The sequence below is a fragment of the Cyclobacterium sp. SOCE241 genome (assembly GCF_056867545.1).
Genome location: NZ_CP149779.1, coordinates 3,998,204 through 4,018,598 on the forward strand (window position 1 = coordinate 3,998,204; position 20,395 = coordinate 4,018,598).

General features: G+C 37.9%; 12 protein-coding genes and 7 pseudogenes. 15 read left to right on the forward strand and 4 right to left on the reverse strand.

Annotation, left to right across the window (positions count from 1 at the left end; genetic code table 11):
* The first annotated feature begins 611 nt into the window (after positions 1-611).
* The 5 genes and pseudogenes from WG932_RS20015 (at position 612) to WG932_RS20035 (ending at position 5,720) form a co-directional block, all read left to right on the forward strand.
* Positions 612-1,214 carry an MBOAT family O-acyltransferase gene (locus tag WG932_RS20015; RefSeq protein ID WP_483088693.1) on the forward strand — a complete coding sequence of 201 codons (603 nt, stop codon included), beginning with the start codon at positions 612-614 and terminating at the stop codon, positions 1,212-1,214.
* Between the two features lie 142 nt (positions 1,215-1,356).
* A complete protein-coding gene (locus WG932_RS20020) occupies positions 1,357-2,148 on the forward strand; it encodes a hypothetical protein (protein WP_483085169.1) in 792 nt (263 codons plus the stop codon).
* Positions 2,149-2,479: 331 nt separating this feature from the next.
* Complete coding sequence (locus tag WG932_RS20025; protein ID WP_014019672.1) at positions 2,480-3,460, forward strand: formylglycine-generating enzyme family protein; 981 nt, start codon at positions 2,480-2,482, stop codon at positions 3,458-3,460.
* A 17-nt stretch (positions 3,461-3,477) separates the two neighbouring features.
* Positions 3,478-4,796 (forward strand): annotated as a pseudogene (locus WG932_RS20030) (Gfo/Idh/MocA family protein).
* Positions 4,797-4,800: 4 nt separating this feature from the next.
* Positions 4,801-5,720: pseudogene (locus tag WG932_RS20035) on the forward strand (hydroxypyruvate isomerase family protein).
* A 71-nt stretch (positions 5,721-5,791) separates the two neighbouring features.
* Here WG932_RS20035 and WG932_RS20040 read toward each other — a convergent pair.
* Complete coding sequence (locus tag WG932_RS20040; RefSeq protein ID WP_014019675.1) at positions 5,792-6,265, reverse strand: YcxB family protein; 474 nt, start codon at positions 6,263-6,265, stop codon at positions 5,792-5,794.
* A 400-nt stretch (positions 6,266-6,665) separates the two neighbouring features.
* Between WG932_RS20040 and WG932_RS20045 the strand changes: the two genes are divergently transcribed.
* Positions 6,666-6,887: a hypothetical protein gene (locus tag WG932_RS20045; protein WP_149393140.1), complete on the forward strand. Its 222-nt coding sequence runs from the start codon at positions 6,666-6,668 to the stop codon at positions 6,885-6,887.
* A 1-nt stretch (position 6,888) separates the two neighbouring features.
* On the opposite strand, the gene WG932_RS20050 is transcribed toward WG932_RS20045, so the two are convergent.
* Entirely contained in the window at positions 6,889-7,305 is a 417-nt protein-coding gene (locus WG932_RS20050; protein WP_014019677.1) for a Fur family transcriptional regulator, read from the reverse strand.
* Between the two features lie 119 nt (positions 7,306-7,424).
* Positions 7,425-9,199: pseudogene (locus WG932_RS20055) on the reverse strand (sodium:solute symporter family protein).
* A gap of 294 nt (positions 9,200-9,493) precedes the next feature.
* On the opposite strand from WG932_RS20055, the gene WG932_RS20060 reads away from it, so the two are divergent.
* From WG932_RS20060 to WG932_RS20095, 8 genes and pseudogenes are all read left to right on the forward strand, one after another.
* Positions 9,494-10,570, forward strand: a complete 1,077-nt coding sequence (locus WG932_RS20060) for a phosphotransferase enzyme family protein (RefSeq protein WP_483085170.1) — start codon at positions 9,494-9,496, stop codon at positions 10,568-10,570.
* Positions 10,571-10,580: 10 nt separating this feature from the next.
* Positions 10,581-12,672: pseudogene (recG, locus tag WG932_RS20065) on the forward strand (ATP-dependent DNA helicase RecG).
* A gap of 86 nt (positions 12,673-12,758) precedes the next feature.
* On the forward strand, positions 12,759-13,568 hold the full coding sequence (locus WG932_RS20070; RefSeq protein ID WP_483085171.1) for an OmpA family protein: 810 nt from the start codon (positions 12,759-12,761) through the stop codon (positions 13,566-13,568).
* Between the two features lie 37 nt (positions 13,569-13,605).
* Positions 13,606-14,262, forward strand: coding sequence for a pseudouridine synthase (locus tag WG932_RS20075; protein WP_483085172.1), 657 nt, complete (start codon positions 13,606-13,608; stop codon positions 14,260-14,262).
* Positions 14,263-14,338: 76 nt separating this feature from the next.
* Positions 14,339-15,310 (forward strand): AAA family ATPase, encoded by a 972-nt coding sequence (locus tag WG932_RS20080; protein WP_014019683.1) that lies wholly within the window; start codon positions 14,339-14,341, stop codon positions 15,308-15,310.
* 31 nt (positions 15,311-15,341) lie between these two features.
* Complete coding sequence (locus WG932_RS20085; protein ID WP_149393094.1) at positions 15,342-16,382, forward strand: sensor histidine kinase; 1,041 nt, start codon at positions 15,342-15,344, stop codon at positions 16,380-16,382.
* Positions 16,383-16,405: 23 nt separating this feature from the next.
* Entirely contained in the window at positions 16,406-17,140 is a 735-nt protein-coding gene (locus WG932_RS20090; protein WP_014019685.1) for a LytR/AlgR family response regulator transcription factor, read from the forward strand.
* A 128-nt stretch (positions 17,141-17,268) separates the two neighbouring features.
* Positions 17,269-18,023, forward strand: a pseudogene (locus WG932_RS20095) (LytR/AlgR family response regulator transcription factor).
* 54 nt (positions 18,024-18,077) lie between these two features.
* Here the strand turns inward: WG932_RS20095 and WG932_RS20100 are convergent.
* Positions 18,078-19,438: pseudogene (locus tag WG932_RS20100) on the reverse strand (PhoH family protein).
* Between the two features lie 369 nt (positions 19,439-19,807).
* Here WG932_RS20100 and WG932_RS20105 point away from each other — a divergent pair.
* Positions 19,808-20,269: pseudogene (locus WG932_RS20105) on the forward strand (pyrophosphohydrolase domain-containing protein); the annotation flags it as partial.
* Between the last annotated feature and the right edge of the window lie 126 nt (positions 20,270-20,395).

Here is a 20,395-nt window from a genome sequence, read left to right on the forward strand (position 1 = left end):
AGTTTGGCAGTTAACCTCGGGTTTTTGGGCTTTTTTAAATACTATAATTTTTTCGCAGAAAGTTTTGCTGATGCTTTTACTTTATTAGGCAATACCATGGATCCTTCTCGGCTAAACATTATTTTACCGGTAGGTATTAGTTTTTACACCTTCCAAACAATGAGTTACACCATTGATGTATACCGGAAAAAGATGGCTCCCGTTTCAGAACCAATTGCATTTTTTGCTTACGTAAGCTTTTTCCCCAGGCTCGTAGCAGGCCCGATTGAAAGAGCAACGAACCTTCTGCCACAATTCTTTAAAAATAGAGATTTTAACTACACAAAAGCCTGCGACGGTTTGCGACAAATACTCTGGGGCTTATTCAAAAAGATTGTTATTGCAGATAATTGTGCGATTTATGTAAATGACATTTTCAATGATTACCAATCTTTTTCAGGTTTCACCTTATTATTGGGTGGGGTATTATTCGCCTTTCAGATTTACGGAGATTTTTCCGGTTACTCAGATATAGCAATCGGTACATCTCGCCTTTTCGGGTTTGATTTAAAAAGAATTTTGCTTTCCCTTATTTCTCCCGCGACATTGCTGAATTCTGGCGAAGGTGGCACATCTCCCTTTCTACTTGGTTTAGGGATTATCTATACATACCTCTTGGAGGAAGCAGGGACGGTCATGCTATTAGAAATATCTTTATTATATTTATTGTCAGTGGTTTTTGGCATGGAGCCAATTGGACATTTCTTTTTTGGGGTTTATTAAATGCTACCTTTTATCTCCCATTATTGTTATCCAATAAGAACAGAGTGCATACATCTGACACCGTAGCCGCAGGCAAATACCTCCCAAGTATTAGAGAAACTCTTCAAATGGGAATCACCTTTTTTCTAATTGTCATTGCTTGGATATTTTTTAGGGCAGATAGCCTTTTCATGGCATTTGACTACATATCCATCATTTTTTCGCCAAAATTCTTTGTCTTGCCCATTCAAGATTTTTGGAGCATGAATACCGGTAATCATTTAATATATCTTTTCTTTTTGCTAATAGGCTTCATTCTTGTAGAATGGTTCCAAAGAGAAAAGAATCACGGGCTTGAACTCAATTCCCAAAAATTACCCAAACCGGTGAGGTGGGCATTTTACTACGTGGTTATTATTTTTTGCTTCATTATGAATGGGGTACAACAAGAATTCATTTATTTTCAATTTTAAGTACCATGAAAAGATTTATAAAAAATAGTCTGTATTTTGTAATTCCTTTTGTGCTATATAGCTGTTTAATTGCTTTAATTGATCCATTCAATTTTCTAAATGGTTTTGGAATTACCAGTGATGAGAAGAAAAAGCCATCGCTTTGGACATTGAGCCACACCTTTATAAAATGATTGACTTTAAAAACAATCCCAATAAAAATTGGGTATTGGGTGACTCAAGAAGCAATGGACTATACAATGCCATGGACAGTTCTACCTGGTCCAATTTGGCTTATGGGGGTGCAAGTTTAAAAGAAGTCATTCAATCATTTTGGTGGGCCAGAGAAATAGAAAAACCTGACACCGTTTTGATAGGAATCAATCTAAATTTATACAATAAATACAATCGCCGTTTTTGGGTAGAGGAGACCATCAACAGAAAAAGTAATTTTTTCACTTATGCCTTTAACAAATATACCTTCAATGCAACTTTTGCAATAATGGCTAACACCAATGAAGGTGAAGAAGAGAGCGAGTCTGAAGTAGAATTACCGGGAGCAAAAGAACAGTTTTGGAAGAAAAAATTGAACGGTACTGACAAGTTTTATAAAAACATTACTTATCCGGAAGAATACCACAAGCAATTGACAGAAATTGCAGACCACTGTAAAAAGGAGGGTATTAAGTTGATTTTCTGGATCCCCCTTCATAAAGATTACCATGAAGTATTGACAAAATATGAATTGGAAGAATTCGAAGCCAAATTTAAACATGATTTGTTCAGCTTAGGAGATGTTTTTGATTTTAATTATTCCTCTAATTTAACATTAGATGAAAACAATTTTAGAGACCCGGTACATTTTAATGCACAGGTGGCCAAGCTAATTGAGGAAGAAATTCGAAGTTATTCACCACATCACTCCACGCTGTATAAAAAGAAATTATTAGACTAAATAGAATAATGAAAAGGCAGGAAAATCTAGATTCAATGATATTTACTTGAACAAGCGATAATTCATTGATTTAAAACCTATTTATATGCTGCTTAAATAAATCCAAAAAAAATTAAAAAGCATACCTCCTTCCCCAATTAAACCCTCAAGTCTCAACATCTTTTTACGAGTTTATATACCGCCTATCCTTTTTTTAAAAGGATAATGCTGTCTAAATGCGTGAAATTTTCAATATTTAAAAAATTAAGGTAATTTAAGCATTCAATTAATTTTTATTAAAAATTGAAGTACATTACAAGCAGTTAACTTAAAGAATACCTAAGCCTAATCCATGTTAAAATTATTAAAAAGAACTTTATTTTTGGGTTCTATTTCATCGGTCTTGTTTCTTGCAAGCGCTTATCAATCCATTGAAAACTTTGAACCCTATTCACAAGAAATTCCAGGAACAGGAATCTCATTTGATATGGTACCTATCCCTGAAGGGAGCTTCAAAATGGGAAGCAGTGATGGTGCATCAGATGAAGCCCCTGTTCACGAAGTAAAAATAGATCCATTTTGGATGGCTTCTCATGAGACCACTTGGGATCTTTACGAATTATTTTTAGACAAGAGCTTTGAGGCTTCCTCAAGTGAAGGTCCTTTGACACCAGAAATCGATGGATTGACAAGACCTTCTATTCCCTATTTAGACATGACCTTCGGAATGGGTAAAGAGCACAAACCGGCAATAGCCATGACCCAATATGGTGCCATTCAATTCTGTAGGTGGTTGTACCTCAAAACCGGTGTGTTTTTCCGTCTACCTACAGAGGCCGAATGGGAATATGCCGCCCGTGCCGGCACCAAGACCAAATACTTTTTTGGAGACGACCCTTCTAAATTGGGCGAGTATGCCTGGTACAAAGACAATAGTGAAGGCACCACTCATAAAATTGGGCAAAAGAAACCAAATCCATGGGGATTGTATGACATCTTAGGTAATGTCAACGAATGGACTATGGATCATTATGAAGCCAATGCCTATTCTAATCGAGGAGCCAAGGCAGAAAATCCAATCAATTTGTCAGAAGAACTATACCCTAAAGTGATAAGAGGAGGAAGCTATGACGACAGCCCTGCAGAAATGACCAGTAGTAAGCGGGCAGCAAGTACACCGGAGTGGAAAAGAATAGACCCACAAATTCCAAAAAGCCAATGGTGGTTTCCTGAAGCTCCATTCTTAGGAATGAGGATAATCAGACCCCTTACACCGCCTAGCAAAGAATATATAGAAAAATACTATGGCACTGAGCCAATGGAAGATTATTAAAATAAACTCAATAAATAATGAAAGACAATAATAGTAACGAAAGAAGAAGTTTTATTAAAACTTCTGCTTTAATTACCGGAGGAGCAATGCTAAGCCCTTTCACTTTACCCGGCGCCTATGCTGCAGGAGATGATGCAATAAAAATCGCAGTAATTGGATGTGGTGGTAGAGGAACAGGAGCAGTGTTTCAGGCATTTGAAACCGGACAAAACATCAAACTTGTCGCCATGGCAGATGCCTTTAAGGATCGTTTGGATCAAAGCCATGAGCGTATCCTAAAAAATATGGAAAGGATAAAGTAGTCGTTCCTGAAGAAAAGAAATTTGTAGGATTTGATGGTTACAAACATGCAATGAAAGATGCGGATGTTGTAATTATTGCTACACCTCCAGGCTTTAGGCCTGATCATTTTGAGGAGGCTGTCCGTCTCGAAAAACAAATTTTCATGGAAAAACCTGTAGCTACAGATGCTGTAGGTATCCGCCGAATCTTAGCTGCCGCCAAAACTGCCAAAGCAAAAAAATTGAATGTGGTGGTTGGGCTTCAAAGACATTATCAAGACAATTACATCCAAACCATTGACAGAATTCACAATGGTCAAATAGGTGATATCATTGGTGGCCAGGTATTCTGGAATGATGGAGGTGTATGGGTAAGGGAGCGCCAGCCCGGACAAACAGAAATGGAATACCAGATGAGAAATTGGTATTATTTTAATTGGCTTTGTGGTGATCACATCACTGAACAGCATGTACACAACTTAGATGTGGCCAACTGGGTTAAAAATAGTTATCCAATTAAAGCCGAGGGAACAGGAGGAAGAACAGTTAGGAGAGGCAAGGATAATGGGGAGATTTTTGACCATCACGTGGTTCTTTTTACTTACGAAGATGGCACTGTCATCCACAGTGAATGTCGTCATTTCCCAGGTGCTCACAACCGAGTGGACGAAAGCTTCCAAGGAACAAAAGGCAAGGCCTATATGAATGCCGGACATGTGGGTAAACTAACAGACTTGAAGGGAAATAGCCTTTATGACCATGATGGCGCGGGCAATGCCAACCCATACCAAGTGGAGCATGATAAATTATTTGATGCAGTAGTGAAAGGCGAATACAAATACGCTGATGCTGAAAATGCGGCAAAAAGCACAATGACCTCCATCTTGGGAAGATATGCCACCTACTCCGGCAAACCTGTTACCTGGGAAGAAGGCATCAACTCTAACATAAACCTAAAACCTGAAAAGCTGGCTTGGGATGCAATGCCTAAAGTGCTTCCAAACGAAGATGGATTTTATCCTTATGCTGTACCAGGACAAACCAAAGTAATTTAAGCCCATGGAAAGAAGAAAATTCATTCGAAACGTATCCTTAGGTACAGCCGCAGCAGGAATGGTGGGTGTAGGGACTAATCCGACCGTTCAGGCGGCCTCCACAAAAGCAGATGCTACATTCAACCTGGACTATGCCCCTCATTTTGGTATGTTCAAAAATCTTGCAGGAGATGACCTGCTTGATCAAATTACCTACATGCATGAGCGAGGCTTTAGAAGTCTAGAAGACAATGGCATGATGAAAAGAACGCCTGCCATGCAGGAGAAAATTGGCAATCATCTGGCCAAACTGGGGATGACCATGGGTGTCTTTGTTCTAGATAAAGGAGGAAATGGTGCCAATACACTGGCTGCTGGTAAGCAGGAACATGTAGATGTATTTCTTGACGGTTGCAAAAAAGCTGTAGAAGTTGCCAAAAGGGTCAATGCAAAATGGACAACAGTGGTACCTGGAAATTTCCAAAGGAATTTACCCTTGGACATACAAAATGCCAATGTCATTGAAGCCCTAAGAAAAGGAGCTGAAATCCTAGAACCACATGGCTTAACAATGGTGCTTGAACCACTAAGTGATAACCCTGATTTATACCTCAGGTATTCCCCACAAACCTACCTTGTATGTAAAGGAGTGAATAGTCCTAGCTGTAAAATTCTCTATGATATTTACCATCAGCAAAAAAACGAGGGGCATCTTATTACATTAATGGAAATGTGTTGGGATGAAATTGCCTACATACAAATAGGAGATAATCCTGGTAGAAAAGAACCCGGAACTGGAGAAATCAACTTTCAAAATGTCTTTAAATACATTTATGAAAAAGGATACAAAGGAGTTTGTGGCATGGAACACGGCAATTTTGGCTCCGGAAAAGAGGGGAAGCTGTAAGTCACAAAGCCTACAGAAAAGCAGATAGCTTTTTATAGGCCATTAATAAAAGACAAAAAGGGCAGGTATAATCAATACCTGCCCTTTTTTTATGAAACAGAAATAGCAATTAGGCTAAATAACCTTTTCTTTTCAATATAGTCTCTACAAATTTAACTTCATTCTGGGAATTGAAAATCTTGAAAGGAAGATGAATAAATTGTGCCTTGGACAACACAAGAATATAAGCATCGTCTTTAATCTGGGCATCTTTTACCATTTCCCATTTGATTGGCATTCCTTGCTTGCTATTGATTTTCATAAGGATCTGCCTACTATCAATTTCATAGGAAAGCTTTTCAAACATGACTTTATTTTGCTCCATTTGGGTCACCCCTGCAAATTGTATTACCCAAAAAAGCCAATATAAAACATAGGCCAAAATAGCCATACTTATCCACCACCAAGAAGGGATCCAAAAATAGCCACAAGCGATGGCAATTGCGATCAAAACTACCCACCATTGCTCCTTTAAAATATTCATCAACCCTTGTTTGATATAGGTGCCTGTTTCCAGTTTATATTTCTTTGTCTTTACGATCATTTTTAAATATTCATTTTGCTGGGCAAATATCTTACCTTATCCATTAGATAGCAAGTTTATTTGGCATCCCTTTACACTTTTTTACACTTTTTCGGCTCAATGAGAATGGTAAAGTTAGACAGAAGCCTTTTTTATTAAATTTCATTCAAATTGTAGCACTTAGAAAGTCAAACCCACCGCAAGACCCAAATAGAATTTATCCTGCTCTATTTCAATCAATAAAACATAAATAGCTAAAGATTCACTCAGCTTCCTTCCAATTGGAATGTTGGAGAGAAATTCCCACAATTTGGACCAACTTTTGCTTGAGTTTGCACAACTGATCTTGGTTCAATCTCCCGGATTACATGTTGATATATTCAAATTATTATTGTAACTTAAACATCAAACGTTCAATATGATGAATAGCCTGGTGATAGATTTGATTTTATGTGGCATAGCCTATGTAGTATTGATATACTTCGTGGCCACGCTTACTAAGTCAAAAATTCAGCGAAACAGGAAAAACAACGATGATGATGGCGATGGAGGTGTAGAAACCAATACTCCTCCGGTTATTGATTTACCACCGGGCATAGTGTGGCCTTCTGATGAAAAGGAAAAAACGCCCATTCATTTTTAATTTATTTACATTTATTGCACGTCCCTTGGATTAGGAGGCTCATCTCTTTGGGATTATATCCTTTTGGCAAGGAAATTTTAGGCAAGGAGATATCTTCCAAGCAACTGGTATTCCCACACTTTTCACATTTAAAATGGACATGCTCATGGTCATGATGCGCTTCATCTGTACCATGATTGCACAATGCATATTTTGCTGCGCCGGTATCATCCAATACCTTATGCACAAGGTCATTTTCTAGAAAGGTTTTAAGCGTTCTATATATGGTAACCCTATCAAAATTATCCTTCAGCGCATCTTCAAGATCAGCGTGAGACAATGCAATCTTTCTAACTAGAAATGTATTGAGCACCTCTCTTCTACAGCTCGTTACCCGTAGTTTATTGTCTTTTAATATTTCAGCCGTTTTATTAGCCATAAGATTTATTTTGGTAGACGCTAATATCCAACTGTTATTAGGATTTTCCAACTAAATCATGGGAAGAAAGTACTTTCTTCCCTTTTTCCCATGATCCCAAACTATTACTACGAAAATTCTTATCTCATTTTTTTCCATCCTCTAAATACAAGAACACCCCCGGCTACCGCTATCACAGAGGCAATGATCGCAGGTAGTGTTTCCCCATAAATCCAGAATCCTACACCAAATAAGGCGGCATAAACCATAATTGAAGCGATTAGCATCAAGCCAATCTCCATTGGCAATTGACCAAACTCCTCCTTGACATCAGGATATTTGGCCAACAGTTTTTCCAACCATGTGATGCAGGCCTAACTTTTTTATAAAAGGCAAGCAAGACTTCATCATCCTCAGGTTTGGTCAATAAAGTAACTGCAACCCAAGTAATGGTGGTAATGGAAACACCCAATAGTAATTTAAGGTAAGCCATATCATCAGGGATCGGATAGAAGCCTAATTTATTGTGAATAGATTCAAAATATATGGCTACAATAAAGGATACAATCATTGCCGAAATCTCAGTATAGGCATTAATTCTCCACCAAAACCATCTAAGAATAAATATTAATCCGGTACCGGCTCCAATTTGTAACAAAATATTAAAGGCTTCCAATGCATTGGAAAGAACCGTCGCCAACAATGCGGCAAGCACCATTAAACCTACGGTCGAAATTCTACCTACTGCTACTAGTTCTTTGTCCGAAGCATCCGGTTTAACAAACCTTGAATAAAAGTCATTAACAACATAGGAAGAACCCCAATTAAGGTGGGTAGATAGTGTGGACATAACAGCAGCAATCAACGAAGCAAGTACAATCCCAATCAGTCCTTTTGGAAGGAAAGTTAACATTGCAGAATAAGCCAAATCATCCCCTAATTTACTTTCTTCAATATTTGGGAAGGCTGCTTGCATGTCACTCAACTGTGGGAATATTATTAGCGAAGCCAATGCTATGATAATCCAAGGCCATGGACGAATGGCATAATGGGTCACATTGAATAACAGTGTGGCACCAATGGCATTCTTTTCATCCTTGGCAGACAACATCCTTTGCGCGATGTATCCTCCACCTCCCGGCTCAGCTCCTGGGTACCATGTGGCCCACCACTGAATTGCCAAAGGCATAATAAATAGAGGAATAAGTAAATTCCAATCGCTAAAATCGGGGATGATATTTAACTTATCAGAAACATTTGGGTGGGTAAGCAAGGCATCAAGGCTTCCAATTTCAGGAAGGCTTACTATATAAATAGCGGCGCCAAATGCACCGGCCATGGCAATGAAAAATTGGAAAAAGTCTGTAAGTAAAACTCCTTTCAAACCGCCCAATGAACTATAAAATACAGTTACAACAGAAACAATTAAAAGCGTCTCCCAAGAACTAAGACCAAGCATTACCCCGAAGATCTTAATCGCAGCCAAAGAAACTGTCGCCATGATTACAACATTGAAAAAGACTCCCAAATACAAGGCCCTAAACGCTCTTAAAAAAGCAGCACCTTTTCCACCATACCTCAATTCATAAAATTCCAGGTCGGTGGTCACCTCAGAACGTCTCCACAGTTTCGCATAGACAAAAACTGTCAACATTCCTGTCAACAAGAAAGCCCACCACACCCAGTTGCCGGAAACGCCATTTTTTCTTACAATATCTGTTACTAAGTTTGGCGTATCTGCAGAAAAAGTGGTGGCAACCATACTGACACCTAAAAGCCACCATGGCATATTCCTTCCGGAAAGGAAGAATTCTTTAGCGTTCTTACCTGCTGTTTTAGAGGCAAAAACTCCTATTAACATAGAGATAACAAAAAATGAAATAATGATGGCCCAATCAAGGATTGAAATATTCATGGTGACTTATTTATGGTATATTTTTTCTACAAATGATGATGATGTAATAATTTTTATCTCCCAAGTAAGAAGAAAATTTTTCTAAATAAATAAAACTTTTTCAATTATTTTAATTAATTCCTTTAAATATTTGTGGAACCAAGCCTGAGCACTCATTTTAAAGTGTTTGCAATGTCTTCAAAAGTAAATATAAACTCTTTCAATAACATATATTTAAAAGTATCGTAAATTTACTATTTGAAAATGCCAAAAGTGTCAAAATAATTAACCTTATAGGGTTTTTGAATTATAATTATGAAAGAAACAATATTAGATGCCTTAAAATCTGCTTACGCGTTAGACGAAGGCCAAATGGTAGCCAATAGATTCGGTTCGGGTCACATTCATAAGACTTATAAAGTGGATGGCCCCAACAAATCCTATATTTTACAAGAATTTAACGACACTGTTTTTAAATACCCCGAGCGAATTTCAAATAACCTCGGCTATCTTTTGGAAAATTTTGACCCAGCTAAACTTCCTTTTGTGTTGCCTTTACCTATTCCCAACCGGAAAGGTAAATTATTTACTACATTAGACGGTGGGCAATACCGGCTTTTCCCTTTCGTAACAGGGCTCACCAGAGATGATATAGAACAAAAAGAACAAGCAGAAATCGCTGCGGAAGCTTTTGCTTACTTTGTCAAAGTATTTTCTAAAACAGACCCCGGCAAGCTCCAAGATACCATTCAAGATTTTCATAATTTAGAATGGCGCTATGAGCAATTTGACAAAGCCTTAAAAAACCCTGCCATTAAAATTGACAAGGAAACGGAGGAGATGATCGTTTATTATGAGGCCAGAAAGGAGTTATTGAAGCAGTTTAGAATTTATCGTGATCAGTTGCCACTTAGGGCTACTCATAATGACACTAAAATCAACAACCTCATCTTCAGTGAAGACCTTAAGAAGGTCAATGCAGTAATCGATCTGGACACCATCATGGCAGGCTTTGTATTTTATGATTTCGGGGACCTTGCCCGTACCGTTGCTTGTACCAGAGATGAGTCTTCATTGGATTGGGGCAACATTCATGTGGACATGGTTAAATATGAAGGGTTGCTTGAGGGCTTTTATACCGTATTGGCCGGGCAGATTACTGAAAAGGAAATGGAATCGATTCCGTTTGGAGCAGAAATGATGACCCTTATCATGGGCCTGCGCTTTTTAACGGACCATTTGATGGGCAATGTATATTATCAGGTAGATTATAAAGAACAAAACCTTCACCGGTCTAAAAACCAAGCAGAATTGCTCACGGCATTTATGGGGAAAAGACCTGAAATCCAAGCGCTTGAATCTCGACTGAAAAAAGTTTCTGTGAAACATTAATTAATTAGATTTGTCCGGATTCTTTGATACTAAAATCGAATACCTGAAAGGCGTTGGTCCACAAAAGGCAGCGCTAATCAATAAAGAGTTGGATATTTTCACTTTTGGTGAAATGTTACAACATTATCCTTTTAGGTATGAAGACCGGACCAAATATTATAAAATAAATGAAATTCGAGCCGATCTTCAGCAGGTACAGCTTGTAGGTGCCATTTCCTCTTTAGAAATCATCGGTGATGGAAGAAAAAAAGGCTCGTTGCTCAATTTAGGGATGAATCCGGAGCCATTGAATTGACATGGTTTAAAGGCATACAGTGGGTAAGTAAAAGATTGGTCAAAGGGGTGCCTATGGTAGTCTTTGGTAAACCCCAGCAATTTGGCAGAAAAATCAGCATAGCACATCCTGAAATAGAACCACTCACCAATAAACAGGAGAAAGAGACAAGTTTCCAACCTGTTTATCCCACCACAGAGAAATTAAGAAGTCGATACCTAGACAGTAAGGGCATTTCCAAAATAATGGAAACCCTGTTGCCGTTGGTCTTACCTAAAGTTCCGGAAACTTTGCCTCTTTCTCTGTGTCAGTCATTGCGCTTGGAACGAAAACAGGTTGCACTAAAGGAAATTCACTTTCCCTCCGGCCACCAAGCATTAAAAAAAGCTCTTTTCCGTTTGAAATTTGAAGAGTTCTTTTTCTTACAACTTCGTTTATTAAAAATGAACCTTGCCAGAACTGAGAAATTTAGGGGGAAGGTTTTGGACAAAACGGGCTTGCTGACTAAGTTTTACAAAGAATTTCTTCCATTCGACCTTACAAATGCGCAAAAAAGAGTTATTAAGGAAATTTATAGCAACCTGAAATCCGGCCTTCAAATGAACCGACTGGTCCAGGGGGATGTAGGCTCTGGAAAAACCATTGTTGCTTTTATTTGCCTTTTGGTGGCTGTCGATTCAGGGTATCAAACCTGCCTAATGGCCCCTACAGAGATCCTAGCTACCCAGCACTATGAGGGCTTGAAAGGATTTTCGGAACAAATGGGCTTGAAAATTGCGTTACTAACCGGGTCTACCAATAAGAAAAATAGGGCAATCATTCATGAAGCTTTAAAATCGGGAGAGTTGAACCTCTTGGTAGGTACCCATGCGCTATTGGAAGATGTGGTGGTATTTAAGCAGTTAGGTTTGGCCATTATTGATGAACAACATCGATTTGGGGTGGCCCAAAGGGCGAAATTATGGGGTAAAAACAGTGATTTTTACCCACATGTGCTGGTAATGACTGCTACTCCTATCCCCAGAACCCTTGCCATGACGGTGTATGGAGATCTGGATATTTCTGTAATTGATGAACTGCCGGCAGGAAGAAAGGCCATACAGACGGTTCACCGATATGACAAAGACCGGCTCAAGGTTTTTGGATTTTTGAAAAAGAAATAGCAAAAGGTCGACAGGTGTATATCGTATATCCTTTGATTGAAGATTCAGAAAAAAGCGATCTCAAAAGCCTGATGGATGGGTACGAAAGCATTTGCCGGGCATTCCCTGAACTGCCCGTTGGCATATTACATGGCAATATGAAGCCCGCTGATAAGGAGTTTGAGATGAATCGATTTGTCAAAGATGAAACAAAAATAATGGTAGCTACCACGGTTATCGAAGTAGGGGTAAACGTACCAAACGCATCAGTAATGGTGATCGAAAATGCCGAAAGGTTTGGTTTGTCTCAACTCCACCAATTGCGAGGCAGGGTAGGAAGAGGGTCAGACCAATCTTATTGCATATTAATGAGTAAATATGAGCTTAGCAAGGACAGTAGGGTAAGGCTAGATACCATGGTGAGAACCAACGATGGATTTGAGATTGCTGATGTGGACCTTAGACTACGTGGCCCGGGGGATTTGGCAGGCACCCAGCAGTCGGGAATTACAGACTTAAAGATTGCAGACATTGGCAAAGACAGCGATATTTTGGTACAAGCAAGGGCTTCAGCACAAGCAATTCTGGAGAAAGACCCACACCTAATTGAAATGGAAAACAAACCTATCGCCGATCAACTCTCCAGACTTAGAAAGAATGAAATGAATTGGAGTAGGATCTCCTGAACTATTTGTATAAAAAAGCCAAATTTCGAAGAGAAGCCATTAAATTGGTATGTTTTTCGTTACAGATTACTTAAAACAAGACAATTATGTGGAACAAGATAATTTTTCGAAGCATTGTATTGATAATACCTCTGTGGTATGCATGTGTACCGCAAAAGAAATACAATGAAGTAAACATAAGGAATGCAGAAATGATGCGTTCTTTAAGAACGACTGAAAACAAGCTAGACAGCACCAATAATAGCCTTGAAACATTTATTAAAAAAGCTGATAAGCTGGAAGAAGATTTAGAGGCGTCCAATAGAAAAAATGAAGCATTGGAGACTAAACTTGAAAGGGCCATTGCAACTTCATCTTCTGTGCAACAAGAGCTTACTGCAAAGGAGCAAAGGATGATGGAACAACAGGAAAGGCTAGATCTTTTGCAAAACTTGCTGGATGAACAAAGAGCAGTTATGGAAGGCCTTAAAACAACGATTGATAAAGCCTTGGTTCAATACCGATCTGATGAACTCCAGGTATTTGAGCAGGATGGAAAACTTTATGTGTCCTTGCAAGATAAATTATTGTTTCCTTCAGGTAGTGCCACAGTAAATAAAGATGGAAAAGAAGCTTTGAGCAAATTGGCCGCCGTGATAAACAATAGTCCGGACATTCAAATATTGGTGGAAGGACACACTGATAATGTCCCAATTAGGGGCCGGTTCGAAGACAATTGGGCATTGAGCACAGCCAGGGCAACAGCAATTGTTCGCGTCTTGACCAATGCCTATGATGTGCAGCCGGAACGTGTAACAGCTGCCGGAAGGAGTTTTTATTACCCCAAAGCATCTAATGAAACCCCTGAAGGAAGGGCAAAAAACCGGAGGACAGAAATCATTCTTACCCCCAATTAAATGAATTGTTCCAATTGCTGAGGTAAGTCAAAATAATATGTCATTTAGTTATTATATCATTTATAAACCTTTTGGTGTCTTGAGTCAATTTAGTGGTGAAGGAAAAACCCTTGGTTCACTTGGAGACTTCCCTTCGGATGTTTATCCTGTAGGTAGGTTAGACAAAGACAGCGAAGGCTTATTAATCTTGACCAATGACAAAAGGCTCAATCATTTATTACTTGACCCCACCTATTTACATGAAAGAACTTATTGGGTACAAGTAGAAGGGGAAATCACAGCACAAGCCATACTAAGTCTGGAGCAAGGGGTAATGATAAGTGTTAATAAAAAGCCCCACAAAACCTTAAAAGCCAAGGCGAAAATCCTTCAAGGTATTGAATCACTTTTGCCCGAAAGAGACCCACCCATACGCTTCAGAAAAAGTGTACCTGACACTTGGGTAGCAATTAGTCTTAAAGAAGGTAAAAATAGACAGGTAAGAAAAATGACCGCTGCTGTGGGCTTTCCTACACTGCGACTCGTTAGGTGGTCAGTAGAAAATTTAACAATCGAAGGTTTTGAGATAGGAGAAGTTAGGTCATTCGACCAAGATACCATTTATTCTTCTTTAGGGATTTCATTAAAGACACAACCCGAAAATCCCTTTAAAAGCACCAAAATTAAAAAAACAAAAAAGAAGAAAAGGTTCTAAATTGTGATAAAGAATGTTTTATTCTAATTTAGGCTTCTTATAGGCAAAATATCAATAGAAATTTCAAATACCCATTATGCATCAGGAGAAGATTCAGGAAGTTATAAATGAAGTAAAAAAGATTGTAGTTGGTCAGGAAAAGATGGTCAACAGACTCTTAATTGGCTTGTTTACCAATGGACATATTTTATTAGAAGGGGTACCTGGGCTAGCCAAAACCCTTACCGTTAACACACTTTCCAAAGTGCTTCATCTGGATTTTAAACGAATTCAATTTACCCCTGATTTGTTACCTGCCGACTTGATAGGTACCATGATCTACAATCAGTTGAATGCAAATTTTGAAGTAAAAAAGGGACCGATATTTTCCAATATAATTTTAGCAGATGAGATCAATAGATCTCCTGCGAAAGTACAATCAGCATTGCTCGAAGCAATGCAGGAAAAACAAGTTACCATCGGAGAAAACACCTTCTCTCTCGACAAGCCATTTTTGGTTTTGGCAACACAAAATCCTGTAGACCAGGAGGGGACTTATCCACTTCCTGAAGCCCAGGTAGATAGATTTATGATGAAGGTGAATATAGAATACCCTTCCAAGGCTGATGAATTGGAAGTGATGCGGAGAATGACCAATTCCAAATTTACTTCTGAGGTACGTCCAATTTTAAACAAAGAGGAAATTTTCGATATAAGATCCGCTATCAATGAAGTTCAAATTGCAGAGGCCTTAGAGAATTACATCATTGAGATTGTCTTTTCCACTAGGTTTCCTGAAAAATACGGCATGCATGAGGAGGCCAAATACATTCAATTTGGCGCCTCGCCCAGGGCATCGATTAACCTAAACCTTGCGGCCAAGGCCAATGCTTTTATGCAGGGTAGGGATTATGTATTGCCGGAAGACATTAAAGAGGTGGCTGAAGATGTACTTAATCACAGGATTATTCTCAATTATGAAGCTGAAGCGGACAATGTAAGCACCCGAGATCTGATCAATAAAATTCTAGATAAAATACCTTTGAACAAATCGGCTACATTACAGTAACATAATTTTGCCGGAGGAAGTAGGGATTTGAATGAATAAAAACAAGCTATATTGGTTGTTACAAATTTTTGGTTGGCTGAGCTTTGCTTTGGTCAACCTGTTTTTTGTATCCATGGCTCGCGGTATTACCCCCATTCAGATTGGTGCCTATTTTTCTTTGGCCATTGTCTATTTCGTCTCCACACATTTTTTTAGGTATCAAATTAAACACAATAGTTGGCTTGAATTCCCTACCACCAAGCTAATTAGCCACGTATTGACAGCTGTATTGATTTTGAGCTTGGTGAATACCCTTTCACAAATCCTAATCAATTGGATTTTTGGCACCTTACATTACCCTCAAGATTTTAGACCTTTGGTATTGATGGTCAATCTGTTTACCAGCTTTCTTTATTATTCCCTGTGGTCCTTGTTATATTTTCTATTCTATTTTCTAGACAACTACAACTCCAGTCTTCAATACCAAGCCAGAATCAATGAAATTAAATTGATACACTTACGCAATCAACTAAATCCTCATTTTATATTTAATGCACTGAATAGTGTCCGTGCATTGGTAGATGAAGACCCAATTAAAGCCAAATCTGCCATTACCCAACTGTCCAATATTTTAAGGTATTCCTTAGTGGTGGACAAGCACAAAACCATTCCCTTATCTGAAGAAATGAAGACGGTGAAAGACTACTTGAACCTTGAATCCATTCGTTTTGAGGAGCGGTTAAAAGTAATTTACGATGTAGAACCCAAGACCAATCAATACCGTATTCCACCTATGATGCTTCAGACAATTGTTGAGAATGCCATCAAACATGGCATTTCAAATTTGATGAAAGGGGGAATTATAGAAGTCAAATGTACAGTAGGGCTGTTAGATGATTTATACATTTGGGTAAGAAACAGTGGGCAATTAAAACCTTCCGGAACACCCAAGAAAAAGGGAGAGGGGCACGGTATTGCCAACACCATTCAACGGTTAAAACTTATTTTTGGAAACAAGGCCTCTTTCAAGATTTTCAATTATGGAAATGAATTTGTGGTTACAGAAATAAAAATACCAAAACAAAAAGGTTAAATTTAGGTTAAAATATAAATAGTATGCGCGTATTAGTAGTAGATGATGAAAGATTGGCTAGAAAAGAGCTTATCAGCTTACTTAGTCAAAATGACAATATTGAGATTCTAGGGGAGGCACCAAATGTGGACGAGGCCAAAGAAAAAATAGAATCCCTACAACCTGATGTTGTGTTCTTGGATATTCAAATGCCTGAAAAAACAGGTTTTGACCTACTTGAGGAGTTGGACTATGTCCCTTTGGTGGTATTTATTACCGCTTATGATGAATTTGCCTTACAGGCTTTTCAAGTTAATGCCTTGGATTATTTACTGAAGCCAATTGAGCCGGATAGATTAACAGAAACGCTTAAAAAACTCGAGAAAAAGCTTGAGGAATTAAAAAAAGAAGAGGCTTTGGAGGTTGATTTGCCTAAGGACAAACTTTCCTTAAACGATCAGGTTTTTGTTAAAGATGGCGACAAATGTTGGTTTGTAAAATTGGCAAATGTAAGGTTGTTTGAATCTGATGGTAATTATATCAAAGTATATTTTGAGAAAAATAAACCAATGATTCACAAGTCATTGAATGCATTGGATGAGCGATTGGATGAAAAGTCTTTCTTTAGAGCTAGCAGAAAACATATCATAAACTTAAGTTGGGTAGAAAGTATCGAACCTTGGTTTAATGGTGGGCTGGTAGTGACATTAAAGGGAGGAGAACGGATTGAAGTAAGTAGAAGGCAGGCCGCTAGATTTAAAGACCTGATGAGTTTATAACCATTTTAAGAAAAAATAATGAAATCAAATGGTCAGTTAATTGGTTGTTCTGTGCATTTATTTGTATTTTATTTGTAAATTTCGTTGAAGTGTTAATTTTTAGATTTTTCAATTAAAACAGTATAGAAATGAAAGAAGAACGGATACTGATCGTTGAGGACGATGTAAATATTTCCGAAAATATTGAAGAAATATTACAACTTTTAGGTTATGTAAATATTGATATTGCCAATTCTGCAAACCAAGCCATCAAAGTAGTAAAAAAATCCGCCCGGACATGGTATTTATGGATATCAAGTTGAAAGGAGATAAGGATGGCATTGAGTTGGGGGAAATAATCCAGCAGATGGTGGATGCTCCTATTGTATATGTAACCTCTTATAGTGATCCTGCCATCATAGAAAGAGCAAAAAGAACACACCCCGCCGGGTTTATTGTGAAACCTTTCAATAGCAATGACATCCATGCCATGGTTGAAATTGTTTTATATAACCAAAGGACAAGGCCGGCTTTATCTGAGAGTGCTTCTTCAAAAATAGCAGAAAGCCCTTATTTGGTAGTAGATGCAGTTTATATCAAAGCTGACAATAGCTTTGAAAGGGTAGATTACAGCGACATCTACTATGTGGAAGCAAATGGTAACATGGTGACTATATTCTCTAAAAACAGAAATTTTACCATTAGGAAATCAATGAAGGACATGGAAGAAAAACTGCCTTCAAATTTATTCTTGAGGGTTCAAAAGTCATATATAGTCCAACTGGCACAGATAGAAAGCTTCAACACCAAAGAAATTAACCTAAAAACAGGTGATGTTGTTCAGGTGGGAAGACAGTATTACAACAGCTTCTTGGCAAAACTCAACACCATTACTGAAAGTTAATTAAAAACATCAAAAAAAGGAATATGCAATAGTCATGCTATTGCATATTCCTTATTAGAGTAAGTCATTGGCTAAATTGGCCAATTCAGACCTTTCTCCTTTTTCAAGTTTAATGTGTGCATATAAAGGGTGTTTTCTCACCCTATCGATAAGGTAAGAAAGTCCATTGCTTTGACTATCAAGATAGGGCGTGTCAATCTGAAAAACATCACCGGTAAAAATTATTTTTGTATTCTCTCCAGCTCTGGTTATAATGGTCTTCACTTCATGAGGAGTTAAATTCTGGGCTTCATCCACAATAAAGAAAATATTGGACAAACTGCGTCCACGAATATAAGCAAGCGGTTGAATGACCAATTTTTCTTGATTGATCATGTCGTTTATTCTTTGGTATTCTTTATCCGTTTCTTGATATTGGTTTTGGATAAACTTTAAATTGTCCCAAAGGGGTTCCATATATGGATTTAGCTTAGACTTAATATCCCCAGGCAAATACCCAATATCTTTATTGCTTAACGGTACAATTGGTCTTGCTAAAAATATTTGCTTATAATCTTTCCGCTGCTCCAAAGCTCCGGCAAGGGCAAGCAAGGTTTTGCCTGTTCCGGCTACACCCTGAATGGTCATCAACTTAATATTGGGATCCAATATAGCATTCAATGCAAATGCCTGTTCTGCATTTTTAGGACTTATATTGTAAGCTTTAGTCTTAGAAATTTTCGAAAAATCATTTTGCTCAGCATGATAAAAAGCAAGAATTGAAGCATTGCTTTCTAGGCCTTTTAAAATATAAAAGGTATTGTTTTCCGGTAAGTTTTTTTCCTTTTCCCAAAAACCCTTGCTCCTGTAAGGTTGCCTTTTTCATACAAATCGTCGATTATCTCATTGTCTAAATTGTCAATAATCCCTTTACCGGTATTTTCAATTTCACTTATATTTTTGATTTTGCCCGTTTCATAATCCTCTGCTGCAATATCCAAAGATTTGGCTTTCAACCTTAAGTTGATGTCCTTACTTACCAAGATAACCTTTCTATTGGTTTCGGTTTGTTTAAGACTTAATGCTGCATTTAGAATCTTATGGTCATTCTTTTCTTCTCCAAAAATTTCATTGGCGTTGAGCTTATTTTCCGGGTTCATCATGATTTTAAAGGAGCCCTTGTTCTTACCGTTCAAAGGTGTCCAATTTTGAATCATCTGATCCTTAGAAAGTTTGTCTAAAAGCCGGATAAATTCTCGGGATTCAAAATTCTTGGTATCATTTCCTTTTTTAAACTGATCCAGTTCCTCCAATACAGTTATTGGGATGACTATATCATGTTCTTCAAAGTTCATAATGGAATGGTGATCATATAAAATCACCGATGTATCGAGAACAAAAATTTTCGAGGTACTACTTGTTGCCTTTTTTGCCATAAAGCCTATCTGAAAGTAAAAGTCTCTTAATAATAATTATTTTAATTCACAATGCTTAAAAAAGAGAAGCTAAAATTAACTCACATTTAATACTCAATGCCATTCAAATTCATAAGACGCTAATAAACTGCCGGTTAGGCCCTTGTTTATTTTCTTTAAAAATAAATTATAATGGCCTCAACAAGAAATAAGGCCATTCGTCACCTTTCGGCTCTCCAATTATAGCCCGGAAAACGTTAAAAAAACTATTGCAGGATTACGACTTTAGAAGCCAAGGAAACCAAAATGCTTGTTTTTGATAATTTATTTGTGATATATTGGTTTCATAAGCCTACATTTTTTTCTTTGAAATCAGAAGAATAATTCACTATGAAAGATCCCAAGACTTTAACAGCTGTAGCCAATTTTCACCAAACTTTTAAACACCCAATTTTGCCTTCACCGGAGATACCTGATGAATCCCGCTGCAAACTACGGGTATCTTTAATCGCAGAAGAACTAAAGGAACTAGAAGAAGCAATTGCCAATGATGACTTGGTGGAAGTCGCTGATGCACTTTGTGACATTCAGTATGTACTATCAGGTGCCGTATTGGAATTTGGCTTGGCAGATCAATTCAAAACGCTATTTGACGAGGTGCAACGTTCTAATATGAGCAAGGCCTGTAAAAATGAAAAAGAGGCAATGGACACTGTTGCACATTATCAAGCTAAGGGCACAGATTGTTATTACGTTAAATCTGACGATGTATTTCTCGTCTACCGCAAGGAAGACAATAAAACCCTTAAATCAATTAACTATTCCCCTGCTGATTTAAGCACTATTCTAAAAATTCTTAACCATATCCCTACCATTGAACCGGCAATAGTTTCCATACTGTTGTCGGGATTTTGTACTTGCTATTTTTTTCATGACTGGTCGAAGTTTGAGCGATAGCGGTAACTTCGACCTATCTGT